We start from the raw sequence: 12,333 nt of genomic DNA on the forward strand, positions 1-12,333 counted from the left end.
TATCGGGGAAGTTCGAAGGTGTGATCCACCCTGGTCGGCGACGACGGCCGCCGTCGTCGGGTCAGCAGGGCGGATCGTAGGAGATATCCGGCAGGACGCGGTTCCACTGCTGCTCGGTGATCGTCTTCCCGGTCCCGGAGCAGAGTCGTTCGAGCGCGGAGGACAGGTCGAGGTCCCAGATGTCGACCGCTCCGTGCGTCGTCTGGACAGCGAGCGCGTTCTCGCCGACGAACCCGACAAGGTCCTCGGCCGTGCCCGCCACAGGGAGGCTGAGGTCGAGCGTCGGTACGCCGTCGTCCAGCCTGTAGACCCGCAGGGTCTCGTCGCGACCGAGGGTGGCCAGCCGTGTGCCGCCCGCGGAGAGAACCAGGTCGTTGACGTCGCCGGAGTCGGTGACGACCGACTGCTCGATGAGCCGGTCGCCGTCGACACGCCATGTGCGGACGCTGCTGTCCCGGGCAGCGCTGGCGAGCAGCCCGTCGCGGGCGGCGTCGATCTCGGAGACCTGGTAAGTGTGGCTCCGGTCGTCCGAGAGCTTCCGTGGCGACCCGGTTGAGGACACGTCCCAGAGCTCGATCCGGGAGGAGAACCCACCGGAGACCGCCACGACCGGCCGGTCGGGCAGGAACGCGAGGGAGAACCCGACCGTCGGGATCTGACCCGCGGGCTGAGGCTGGTCGGGGGCCGTCAGATCGTAGAGGTGGACCGCGCCGTTGAACGTCCCGACGGCGAGCAGATCGCCGTCAGGTCGGAACGCCACGGACTGCGGGATGCCGGCCGGCCACTCGACGACGTGCCGAGGATGCGCACGGTCGGAGATGTCGACGACGTCGACAGTGCCCTCCCGAGCGATGGCCAAGGTGTCGCCGTCCGGGCTGATCGCCGAGACCGCCTCGGCAAGGGAGGCGCTCTCGCCCGGCCCGACGTCGACCGCGTCTCCTGCCAGGGGTTCGGGGCGCAGCGGGTCGGAGACGTCGGCGACGTACACGGAGCTGTCGACAAAGCCCGCAAGGGTGCGTCCGTCCGGGCCGACCGCGAGCCCTGCGTCCGAGGCAGGGATCGACGCCCGGGCCCGCCGCTCCAGCGGGTCCGCCACGTGCCAGATGCGGACCGTACCGTCGCCCGGGGCGGCATCCGGTCCGGCGTTGGACCCCCGCGAGCCCACCACCAGCGCACGGGCGCCGGGGGCGAAGACCATGGCGTCGGAGTTGGCGGAGTCGAAGTCCGGCAGCGGGAGCTCGGCGAGCAGCGCCGGATCGTCCGCGACGTCCCATACCCGAGCAAACCCGCCGTCGCTGACAGCGGCGACCCGGCCGCGCTCCCCATAGGCAAGGTCGGAGACGTAACCGCCATACCCCAACGGCAGCGGCAGCCGCCTGGGCTCGCGCAGGTCACCCGACGAGGCGATGCCCCAGTGCACGAGTCCGTCGTCCGTCTCCGCGACCAGCCCTCGCCCGTCCGGCCCCATCTCGAAGCTGCGGATCCCGTCCACCGTCGCGGACGCCTGCGCGATCGGGCGCGGATCGCCGACGTCCCAGAGTTTCAAGGTGGCGTCCGGACCGAGGCCACACCCGGTCGCGAGAAGACTTCCCGAGCGTGCGAACCGCACCTGGTGCACCCCGTCCTCGGCAGTGCACGGGGACGAGACCACCAGCGGCTCGTCGGCCGGGTTCGCGAGCGACCACAGGCGGATCGTCCCGTCCCTCGACCCGGCGGCGAGCGTCTGCCCGTCAGGGGCGACGTCCAGCACGTTCCCCAGGACCGACGGCGCGGAGTAGCGGGTGTGCTCGACGGGCGCTCGTAGGTCGGACACATCCATGACCAGGATGTCGTCACCGTGTGACAGGACGAGCAGCCCGTCCGCCGCGAACTGCAGCTCCGGGATGTCCTCGTGGCTTTCCAGGGACCAGTCGTGCAGCACCTCAAGGGTCTCCGCGTCGTAGAGCCAGACGTGCGAGACGATCTCGGGGTACGGTCCCGACTCGCTACGTCCCGAGCGTGCGACGGCGAGCACGGTGCCGTCCGCGTCGTACGCGAGCGCACTCGCCTGCATGGTGAGCTCGCGAGGTATCTCGTCGGCGGCCACCACCGCCGACTTCGCCTGCGGTGTCGGCGCGAGATCGTGCGCGGTCGCGAGGAGCTGACGGGCAAGGCCCGGCTGTGTGTCCTGCACGGTGCGCGCCTCGGAGACGAGGGAGCTCGCCAGTGCCTTGTCGCGCTGGCCGATGGCGTTCGAGCGCTCGGCAGAGGCCCAGACGGCAGCCCCGACGGCGACCAGCGCGACGACCGACAGCGCCGCCCACATCGCCCGCCGGAAGCTCTGCGCACTGCGGTGCTGGCGCACGTCCTCGCCGAGCAGATCCTCCTTGGGCCGGCCATGCAGCGACGCAGCGAGCGTCGCGACCGCGTCCTGGAAGGCCGGATCGCGCAGGCTCAGGCCACCGCTACCGGACGGCAGGTCCACCCACTGCGGCTCCTCGGTGAACCAGCCACTGAGTGCACGGGGGAGGGCCGTCGTCCGTTCCCAGTCGAAATCCCCTGCGGCCGGGTCCCAGACGATCTCCCCGGCGGTCCGCACGATGAGGATCGGACGGCGCGGCCCGGTCTGCCGCCAGTGGTCGACCTCGCGTCCGACCCAGCTGGAGCCGGCGGCTCCCGGCGACGCCACCAGGATCAGGAAGCGGGAGGCGTCCAGCGCCTGCCGGATCGTGGTCCACAGCCCTTCGGCCGGGTCCATCGCCCGCCGGTCGCAGAACACGCGCAGCGCCCGCAGCCGGTTCCACGGCCGGGCGAAGAGGTGCAGCCCATCGCGCAGGGCAGGCCCGACCGGGCCGTCCGCCTCGTGGTTGTAGGAGATGAACGCGTCATAGCCGCCATCAGGCACGTCGTCAATATAGCGATGCGGGAGCGGCGGTCAACGGAGCACTGTGATCGGGGGATGGGGCGGGCTCAGCCGAACGCGAGGTAGGTACCGGACTTGTTCGGCTCGACCAGCTCGAACCGGCGCGTCAGACCCGTGCGCTCGATGAGACCGACCTGCTGCGTGAACTGTTCGTTGGTGACGTACACGGTGCGGTCGAGCTGCCACGCCTCGGCGAACCAGGTGCGCAGGGCGGAGAGCAGGCGCCCGTCCAGGCCGGTCTCCATGCGCGACCGTCGCGCCCAGAAATAGATGACCGCCTGGACGTCCGCCCACGCGTCGTCGGCGACCGGCGTCACCGCCGCCCTGGTGAGGAAGGTGGCGTCCGTGGAAAAGACGTAGACGCAGCCCAAGCACTCGGTGCCGAGCGGGTCGAGCACCGTGTACGTGTACGCGCGCCCCGCCGCGTGGCGCTGCTCGAGGTCGAGGACGTCCGCGCGGTTCGCCTCGACGGTGAAGTCGTCCTCCGGCCACGACGACTGCTCCCACAACCGCAGGTGTTCCCGCGTCTCCATGACGGCGTCATGATCCATCGCGGCGTCCTCCGCCGTGATCGGGCGTAGGGCGAACTCGCTGGTGCGCAGCTCGGCAGGCACCGGCTCGTGCAGCTTCAACACACCTGCCTCCTCGTAAGGGCGTCTTTGCGTCACCGAGCGTGTCACGGGGGCAGTCGTGACACCAGGTGATTTGAGGTGGTCCGACAGGCAACGCGCACCGTTCGCGGCGCCGACCGGTACCAGAGGTAACGGTCCGAGGGCTCGTGCGTGGTACCTTTGGTCCGCACCCGAGGGTGTCATCGCGGGGTGGAGCAGCTCGGTAGCTCGCTGGGCTCATAACCCAGAGGTCACAGGTTCAAATCCTGTCCCCGCTACGTGTGGGATGTCGCAGGACATCGAGATGGCCCGAACTCACGAGACGTGGGTTCGGGCCATCGTCATGTCGGGACGCGTCCGGGGAGCGCCGTCCCGCAGCGGAGGCCGCGAGTTCACGGTGACGTATAGGTCCGTTCGCTCCGGTACCCGAGGATGGCTGCCGTGGACCCCATCGCCGATGCCGCCGCGCTCGTCGCCGACCGTTACCCCGAGGCGCGATGGGCGCTGCTGGCCGGCAGCGTCCTCGATCCGGGCGCTCGGACGGCCGGGTCGGACCTGGACATCGTGGTGTGCGTGCCCGACGACGCCGTCGGGCACCGCGACTCGGTGCGTTGGCGCGGCTGGCCGGTGGAGCTGTTCGTCAACGGCGAGGCGGGGCACCGGTGGTTCATCGAGCAGGAGACGGCGCGTCGCAAGCCCACGCTGGCACGGATGATCGCCACCGGCGTGCACGTGGCGGGGGACGCCGACGTCACCGCGCTGAAGGCAGAGTGCCAGGCACTGCTGGACGCGGGCCCGGGGCCGGCGTCGGACACCGCGCTGGAGGACGGCCGGTACGGCGTGACGGACCTGCTGGACGACCTCGCGTACGCGCGGGACGGCGGCGAGGCGGACGTGGTGCGGTCGGTGCTGTGGGAACGGGTCGGACACCTGGCCCTGGCTGCGGCCGGGAGGTGGGACGGCGGCGGTAAGTGGCTGCTGCGTGAGCTGCGGGACTGGGATCCCGGGTACGCCGCCCGATGGGTGGCCGCCCGGCACGACGACCGGACCATGGTCGCCGTGGCGCGCGCGACGCTCGACGCGGCGGGCGGCCCGCTGTTCGAGGGCTACCTGCGCCAGGCGCCGGTCGTCGACGAGGTCCCGGCGGTCTCGACCGTCCCGCCGGTCGTGGTGCGGCGCACGGCGCGAGCGATCCTGCTGGACGACGCCGGGCGGCTCGTGGTGATCAAGCGGACGGTCCGGGGACGCGCCCCCTACTGGGTGACACCAGGTGGCGGTGTCGAGCGGGGGGACACCTCGGTCGAGGACGGGCTGCACCGGGAGCTGTTCGAGGAGCTCGGCGCCACGGCGAAGATCGTCCGGCAGGTGTTCCTGGCGTCCCAGCCCAAGGACACCGGGATCGCGGTGCACCACTACTTTCTGACGCGGCTCGTGTCGATGGACCTGGGCCTGCGGTGCGGCCCGGAGTTCCAGGAGCCGGTTCGCGGCACCTACGACGTGGAGCACGTGGACCTGCACGACGACGGTGCGCTCGCCCACATCGACCTGGTGCCCGCCGCGCTGAAGGCGTTCGTCCGGACCAACCGCGACGCCCTGCTCGGCGAAGCCGGGATGTATTGAGCGGGCGGTCACCCGCACGCTCGGGCATGCCGGGCCGGCCCGCCTCCCGGAGACCGGGAACAGCAGGCCGGGAACAGCAGGCCGGGAACAGCAGGAGGGAACCCCCTACCCCTGACGAGGGTGCACACCCTGTCCCACCCGTTCGGCCCCGCGGGAGCCTGACGGCATGACGACGAGAACCCTCGACCGTACCGGCCCCGAACCCGGACCTGCCCTGCACACGAGATGGAACGCGCGGCTCATCGGCCTGGTGGCCGTCCTCGCCCTGGTGAACTTCGTGGTCGACTCGGCCATCACCGCGCCGCTGGTCGTGCTCCCGGAGATGCTCGACCACTTCGACACCGACCAGGCGGCGTGGCTCAACGCCACCACGATGCTGGCGGGCGTGATGTGGGCGCCCCTGCTCGGCAAGAGCGCCGACATCTACGGCAAGCGCAAGGTGCTCGTGCTGACGCTGCTCATCAGCTGCGCGGGCGCCGTCGTGTGTGCGCTGGCGCCCAACCTCGTGGTGTTCGTGGCAGGCCGCCTGCTCCAGGGAGCGGCCCTGGCGGCCATGTTCCTGTCCGTCGCCATCGTCCGGAGCGTCTGCGAACCGCGCATCGCGATGATCATCGTGGGCGTCGTGACCTCGGGCGCCGCGGTCCTCAACATCGCGTCCCGCTTCCTCATCGAGCAGCTCGCCGTGGAGTTCGGCTTCCAGATCCTGTTCGTCATCGGGGCAGCCGTCGCGGCGGCGATGGCGATCTGCGTGCGCCACCTCGTTCCCGAGTCGCTGATCCGGACCCCGGGCAGGATCGACATCGGCGGGGCACTGCTGCTCGGCGGAGGGCTCGCCGGGGTGCTCGGCTACGTCAGCCTGGGCTCCGACCTCGGCTGGCTCGCCGTCGGCCCGCTGGCGCTCCTCCTCGGCGGCGTGGCCGCCCTGACCAGGTGGTTCCTGGTGTCGAGCCGCAAGCCCGACCCGCTGATCGACGTCCGGGACCTCAGCGGTCCCCTGGTGCTCACGCTCCTCGTGGTGTTCCTCGCCGCCGGCTCGTACCAGAGCATGCTGCAGCTCATTCCCCTCATCACCGACGTCTCGGCCGGCCAGGGGCTCGGCTACGGCCTGGCCGACCAGGGCTCGGTGGCTCTGCTGCTCGCGGCGCCGGGCATCGGCGTCACGCTCGGCGGCCCGGTGTCCGGATGGCTGGCCACCCGCCTCGGTCCGGCGCCGACGCTGGCCGGGGCGGTCCTCCTCGGGACGGCAGCGACCGCCGGGATGTTCCTCGGGGCCTCCTGGCTGCCCGTCGCGCTCTGCTGCGGATTCCTGCTGGGGATCACTGTCGGGGCGCTCGGGACGTCCGGCTTCAACATGGCGGGCAGCGTCGCGTCCCCCGAACGACAGGGCATCGTCTCGAGCCTCGTCATGGTGATGGTCTCGGTCGGCGCCGTGGTCTTCAACTTCGTGGGCGCCGCCGTGCTCTCCTCGACCACTGTCGACGTGGCCGGCGAGGCGGCCAACTCGGCCACGGGCGTGTTCGGCTACATCGCCACCGCCTGCGGCGCGTTCGCGGTCGCCGCGGTGCTGGCCGGCACGCTCGTCCGGACCACCCACGCGCGCCGCGTCCCGACGCCGCCGGCACCCCTCTCTCCGACGCCGTCACCCTCGACGCCGTCCCCCGAACGTCACCGCATCGACGAAGGAGCCCACGAATGAACCCGCGCATCGCCCCACGAACGACCAGCACCCCCGCCAAGGGCACCGTCCTGGTGTCCGGTGCGAGCATCGCCGGCCTCACCGTGGCCTCCTGGCTGCACCGGTACGGCTTCGCGGTGACGGTGGTGGAGAAGGCAGCAGCACCCCGGAGCGGCGGCTACCCGATCGACGTACGTGGCACCGCCGTGGAGGTGGCCCGCCGGACCGGGATCCTGCCCGGGCTCCGGGCGGCGGACATCGCGTCGCGCCGCATGACGTTCCTCGACGCCGACGGCAGCACGGCGGCGGTGGTCCCTCCGCAGGCGGTGGCCGGGGGAGCGGAGGGCCACGACGTCGAGGTGCCGCGTGGGCACCTGACCGAGCTCCTGTACGGCACGGTCCGTGACGACGTGGAGTTCCTCTTCGACGACTCCGTCGAGGCGCTCGCGGACCTGGAGCACGGCGTCGACGTCACCTTCCGCAGCGGCGCCCGGCGCAGCTTCGACGTGGTCCTGGGTGCGGACGGGCTGCACTCTCGTACCCGGGAGCTCGTCTTCGGCCGCGAGGAGCAGTTCCACCACTACCTGGGGTACTGCTTCGCCATCTTCACGGTGCCCAACACGTGGGGGCTCTCCCGCGAGGTCGTGCTGTGGAACGCTCCCGGAAGGGCGGCGGCGCTCTACGCGGTCGGGGACGGTGACGAGCTGCACGCCTTCCTCAACGTCGCTCACCCGGAACCGGCGGACGAGGTGCGCCGGGACCCCGAGGCGCTCCGTCACCTCGTCGCGTCGGCCTTCGCCGGTGACGGCTGGGAGATCCCGGCCATGGTGGCCGCCCTGGGCACGGCGGACGACGCGTTCTTCGACACCGTGAGCCAGATCCGCATGCCGCGCTGGCACAGCGGCCGGGTCGCGCTGCTCGGTGACGCCGCGTACGCCCCGTCGTTCCTGACCGGGCAAGGGTCCAGCCTCGCCCTCGTCGGCGGCTACCTGCTCGCCCGCTCGCTCGCCGACCACGGCGACCACACCAGCGCCTTCGCCGCCTACGAACGTGACGTGCGCGACTTCGTCGAGCTCAACCAGGCACAGGTCGGCGCGGGCGACGCGGCGCTCTTCCCGACCACCGCCGAAGCGCTCGAACGGCGTAACGCCCGGCTTCGCGGCCTCGCCGCCGCGAGCGCGGCCGGCTCGCCCCCGAGGACCGGTCGCCCGGCGCACACCGCTCTCACCCTGCCTCCGCACGTCGGGAGCTGACCGCCGCCCCCGTACCGCCCTCCGGGGCGGTACGGGGGACAGCCCTACCGCCGGGGAGGGTGAACACCCTGGTCCGACGGCGCGGCAGCGGGGAGCCTGGCACCATGACGACCATGACCCTCGACCGGTCCTCACGGCACGGCGTCCCTCCGGGCAGGACGTGGCTCCTGACCGCGCCGCTCTCGTCCGCCACGTGGCGCGCCTACGGCTACCTGTGGCTCATGCTGCTGCTGGCGCCCTTCGCGTTCGCGTACGTGCTCTTCACCATCGCCTTCACGGCGGTGACGGCGGTGACCGTCGTCGGGCTGTTCAGCGCCGGCTGGCTCGTGGTGGGCGGGCGCAGCTGGGGCGCCACCTACCGTGGGCTGCTGCGCGACCTCCTCGACACCGACGTGCGCGCGCCACTGCCCCGCCGGTCGCACAGCGGCTTCTGGCGCACGCTCGGCGGTCTCCTCGGCGACGCCGCGGGCTGGCGAGCTCTGCTGTTCATGGTCGTGTCGCTCCCGGTGTCGCTCGCCGGGCTCGTCGCGAGCACCGCGTTCCTGGTCCTGGGGCTCGGCAGCGTGACGTACTGGTCGTGGTTCCGCCTCCTGCCGGCGGAGCTGGCCATGGACGACTTCTGGCACACCCTGCCCGGCCTCGTCCTGGTCGCGGGCGGCGGCCTGCTCGGCCTGCTCCTGTGGCCGTGGGTGCAGTGGCTGTCCGTCACCCTGCTGAAGATCCTGGCCACGGCGCTGCTCGGGCCGACGTCGGCGAGCCTGCGGATCGCGGAGCTGGAGGGTTCCCGCGCGGGCGCGGTGGAGGACGCCGACGCCCGCCTGCGCCGTATCGAACGGGACCTGCACGACGGCACGCAGGCCCGCCTGGTCGCCGTCGGCATGCAGCTCGGCGAGGCGCGCGAGCAGCTGGTCAGCGGTGGGACGGACGCGGTCGCCGAGCTGCTCGAGGTCGCGCACTCCTCGACCAAGGACGCGCTGGCCGAGCTCCGTGAGCTGGCGCGCGGTATCCACCCGCCGGCCCTGGACAGCGGTCTGGTGGTGGCGCTGGAGACCCTCGCCGCACGGGCTCCGCTGCCGGTCAGGGTGCAGGTCGACCCGGGTGTGGAGGCGCCGGGCCGCCTCGCACCGGCGATCGAGTCGATCGTCTACTTCTCGATCGCCGAGCTGGTCACCAACGCGGCCAAGCACTCCCGCGCCTCGGGTGTCGAGGTGCAGGTCGACACGGGCACCCGTGGTGAGACCGGGGTGCTGCGGATCCGCGTGCGCGACGACGGCCGCGGTGGCGCGTCCGTGGTGCCGCCCGACGGTTCCGGGCTGCGCTCCGGCCTGACCGGTCTGACCGAGCGGGTCCGGTCGGTCGACGGCACGCTCGACCTGTCCAGCCCTCCCGGTGGCCCGACCCTCGTGACCATCACGCTGCCGGCGACCCGGGCGTCCCGCGCCCGTACCGCTCCGGCGACCGGTGCGACGACCACGTCCACCGACCGCGGCGTCACCGCATGACCGGGTCGGACGCGGCGGCGGGCGGCCTGCGGGTGGTGCTCGCGGAGGACTCCGCGATCCTGCGCGACGGGCTCGCCGCGCTGCTGGGGCGACGCGGGCACGAGGTGACCGCGGTGGCGGACGGCGAGAGCCTGGAGCGCGAGGTCGAGCGCCTCACGGGGCAGGAGACGCCGCCCGACATCGTCGTGGCGGACATCCGCATGCCGCCGACGTTCACCGACGAGGGCCTGCGGTCGGCGGTCGCCCTGCGGGACCGGTACCCGCGGCTGCCCGTGCTGCTGTTCTCCCAGTACGTGGAGACGAGGTACGTCAACGTGCTGCTCGCCGGCGATGCCCGCGGCGTGGGCTACCTGCTCAAGGACCGGGTGGTCGACGTGGGGGAGTTCACCGTGGCGCTCGCCCGGGTGGCGGGGGGCGAGACGGTGCTCGACCCGGAGGTGGTCTCGCAGCTCATGGGCGCGGCGGACCGGCACACCGGGCCGGCACGGCTGACGTCCCGGGAGCGGGAGGTGCTCGCCCTCATGGCGCAGGGCCGCTCCAACGGCGGCATCGCGGAGACGCTGTTCCTCTCCCAGAAGACGGTGGAGAAGAACGTCGCCGCGATCTTCCAGAAGCTGGGGCTGCCGCATGACGCCGCGGACCACCGCCGGGTGCTGGCCGTGCTCCGCTACCTGGGACCGGCGGACGGACGCGCGTGAGGCGCCTGCGTGAGCGGTGTGCGCGGCAGCCGTGAGACGTGCGGGGCTCCCGGTACGGTCACCTGCCATGGTTGTCCGACGACCACCGAAGGAGCGTTGATGGATCCGACCCGCACGGCGCCGGTCCCACTGCCCGTACGCCTGGCATCCGGCGGGCCGGCCCGCGACGCCTGGCCGCTGGACCAGAAGATCGTGCACCTCAACCACGGCTCGTTCGGTGCGGTGCCCACCGAGGTGGTGCGCCACCAGGACGAGCTGCGCCGGCAGGCGGACCTGAGCCCCGTGGCGTGGTTCCCCCGTGCTCCCGAGCTCGTCGCCGCCGCCCGGCACGAGGTGGCACCCTTCGTCGGCGCCCGGGCCGAGCACACGGCCTTCGTGCCGAACGCCTCGGCGGCAGCGACGGTGGTGCTCAACGCGCTGCGCCTGGAGCCCGGCGACGAGATCCTCGTCAGCGACCACGGGTACGGCGCCATCACCATGGGCGCCCACCGGCTCGCGCGCCGCTTCGGCGCCCGGGTGCGCACGGTCTCCGTCCCGCTCGCCGCCACGGCCGACGAGGTGGTCGACCAGTTCCGGGCCGAGCTGACCGACGCCGTGCGCCTGGTCGTCGTCGACCAGATCACCTCGCCCACGGCGCGCCTGCTCCCCACCGCACGGATCACCGAGCTCGCGCACGAGCGCGGCGCCCGCGTGCTGGTGGACGGCGCGCACGCCGCGGGCCTCGTCGAGGACGCCGCGGCCGTCGCGGGCGCGGACTGGTGGTTCGGCAACCTGCACAAGTGGCCCTGTGCGCCCCGCGGCACCGCGCTGCTCGTCACCGAGGCCACCGACCGCGACGACCTGTGGCCGCTCATCGACTCCTGGGGTGCCGAGGAGCGCTACCCCGAGCGGTTCGACCGCCAGGGCACCCTGGACACGACCAGCTACATCGCCTCCCCGCGCGCGATCGAGTTCATCGAGCGGGAGTACGGCTGGGCGCGGACACGCGAGACCATGGCAGCGCTCGCCGACCACGGCGCCGCCGTCATCGGCGCGGCCCTTCAGCCCCACGTGGACGCCCCGGTCGCCACCGACGTCGGCCTGCCCGTCGTGTCGATGCGGCTGCTGCGCCTGCCCGAGGGGCTCGGCCGGGACCGCAGGGACGCCGACGAGCTACGCCGGCGCCTGCTCGACCTGGCCGGCGTCGAGTCGGCCTTCACGAGCATCGGGGGCGTGGGCTACCTGCGCCTGTCGGTGCACCTGTACACCGAGCCGCGCGACTTCGACGCGTTCGTCGAGCGGGCGGTTCCCCAGATCCTCGCGTTCGCCGACGAACGCCGGCGCCGCTGACCGGGCGCCGCTGACCGGGCGCCGCTGACCGGGCGCCGCTGACCGGGCGCCGCGGCCCTGAGGAGCGGCAGCCGGCCGAGCGGCACCGGTCTCAGGTCACCAGACCGTTGCGGTAGGCGTAGACCACCGCCTGCACGCGGTCCCGCAGGTTGAGCTTGGCCAGGAGCCGGGACACGTACGTCTTGACCGTCTCCTGGCTGATCACCAGGGTCGCGGCGATCTCACCGTTCGACAGGCCGTTGGCGATCAGGCGCAGCACCTCCAGCTCCCGCGGCGTCAGCGCGGTGTCGACGTGGTGTCCGGTGGGTCGGATCCGCGCCGCGTACCTGCCGACGAGCTGCCTGGTCACCTCGGGCGCCAGCAGCGCGGCCCCGGCCGCGACGGTGCGGATGCCGTGCAACAGCTGCCCCGCCGGAGCGTCCTTGAGCAGGAACCCGCTGGCCCCCGCGCGCAGCGCCTCGTAGACGTACTCGTCCAGGTTGAACGTCGTCACCACGAGCACCTTGACGGGGTGCTCCACGCCGGCGCCGGCGAGCAGGCGCGTCGCCTCGATGCCGTCGAGCACGGGCATCCGGACGTCCATCACCACGACGTCGGGGTCCAGCCGGCCGGCGAGGTCGACGGCGGCTCGCCCGTCGCCGCACTCGCCCACCACCTCGAGGTCGGGCTGGGCATCGATGATCGTCGCGAACCCGGTACGGATCAGCGCCTGGTCGTCGCACACCAGGACCCGGGTCGCCAGG

9 protein-coding genes and 1 tRNA gene are annotated in these 12,333 nt (G+C 72.6%); 7 read left to right on the forward strand and 3 right to left on the reverse strand.

All coding sequences use genetic code 11. The annotated features are described in order from the left end of the window. Nucleotides 1-61: 61 nt before the first annotated feature. Both ACFSL2_RS25280 and ACFSL2_RS25285 read right to left on the reverse strand, forming a co-directional pair. On the reverse strand, nucleotides 62-2,884 hold the full coding sequence (locus ACFSL2_RS25280; protein ID WP_377200484.1) for a hypothetical protein: 2,823 nt from the start codon (nucleotides 2,882-2,884) through the stop codon (nucleotides 62-64). Between the two features lie 65 nt (nucleotides 2,885-2,949). Continuing rightward, complete coding sequence (locus ACFSL2_RS25285; RefSeq protein ID WP_377200485.1) at nucleotides 2,950-3,537, reverse strand: N-acetyltransferase; 588 nt, start codon at nucleotides 3,535-3,537, stop codon at nucleotides 2,950-2,952. A gap of 180 nt (nucleotides 3,538-3,717) precedes the next feature. Between ACFSL2_RS25285 and ACFSL2_RS25290 the strand changes: the two genes are divergently transcribed. The 7 genes from ACFSL2_RS25290 to ACFSL2_RS25320 all read left to right on the forward strand — a co-directional run bounded on the left by ACFSL2_RS25290 (nucleotide 3,718) and on the right by ACFSL2_RS25320 (nucleotide 11,590). Continuing rightward, nucleotides 3,718-3,791: transfer RNA gene (locus ACFSL2_RS25290), tRNA-Met, on the forward strand. Nucleotides 3,792-3,954: 163 nt separating this feature from the next. Continuing rightward, complete coding sequence (locus tag ACFSL2_RS25295; RefSeq protein WP_377200486.1) at nucleotides 3,955-5,133, forward strand: NUDIX hydrolase; 1,179 nt, start codon at nucleotides 3,955-3,957, stop codon at nucleotides 5,131-5,133. Nucleotides 5,134-5,299: 166 nt separating this feature from the next. Next, a complete protein-coding gene (locus ACFSL2_RS25300; protein ID WP_377200487.1) occupies nucleotides 5,300-6,829 on the forward strand; it encodes an MFS transporter in 1,530 nt (509 codons plus the stop codon). Continuing rightward, entirely contained in the window at nucleotides 6,826-8,061 is a 1,236-nt protein-coding gene (locus ACFSL2_RS25305; RefSeq protein ID WP_377200488.1) for an FAD-dependent monooxygenase, read from the forward strand. The genes ACFSL2_RS25300 and ACFSL2_RS25305 overlap by 4 nt, the downstream gene beginning before the upstream one ends. A gap of 104 nt (nucleotides 8,062-8,165) precedes the next feature. Continuing rightward, complete coding sequence (locus tag ACFSL2_RS25310; protein ID WP_377200489.1) at nucleotides 8,166-9,563, forward strand: sensor histidine kinase; 1,398 nt, start codon at nucleotides 8,166-8,168, stop codon at nucleotides 9,561-9,563. Beyond that, on the forward strand, nucleotides 9,560-10,261 hold the full coding sequence (locus ACFSL2_RS25315) for a LuxR C-terminal-related transcriptional regulator (protein ID WP_377200490.1): 702 nt from the start codon (nucleotides 9,560-9,562) through the stop codon (nucleotides 10,259-10,261). Before ACFSL2_RS25310 ends, ACFSL2_RS25315 begins: the two co-directional genes overlap by 4 nt. 99 nt (nucleotides 10,262-10,360) lie before the next feature. Beyond that, complete coding sequence (locus ACFSL2_RS25320; RefSeq protein WP_377200491.1) at nucleotides 10,361-11,590, forward strand: aminotransferase class V-fold PLP-dependent enzyme; 1,230 nt, start codon at nucleotides 10,361-10,363, stop codon at nucleotides 11,588-11,590. A gap of 91 nt (nucleotides 11,591-11,681) precedes the next feature. Here the strand turns inward: ACFSL2_RS25320 and ACFSL2_RS25325 are convergent, their stop codons facing one another. Beyond that, nucleotides 11,682-12,332 (reverse strand): response regulator, encoded by a 651-nt coding sequence (locus tag ACFSL2_RS25325; protein ID WP_377200893.1) that lies wholly within the window; start codon nucleotides 12,330-12,332, stop codon nucleotides 11,682-11,684. Between the last annotated feature and the right edge of the window lies 1 nt (nucleotide 12,333).

The sequence above is a fragment of the Promicromonospora aerolata genome, assembly GCF_042682255.1.
Taxonomy (GTDB): Bacteria; Actinomycetota; Actinomycetes; order Actinomycetales; family Cellulomonadaceae; genus Promicromonospora; species Promicromonospora aerolata.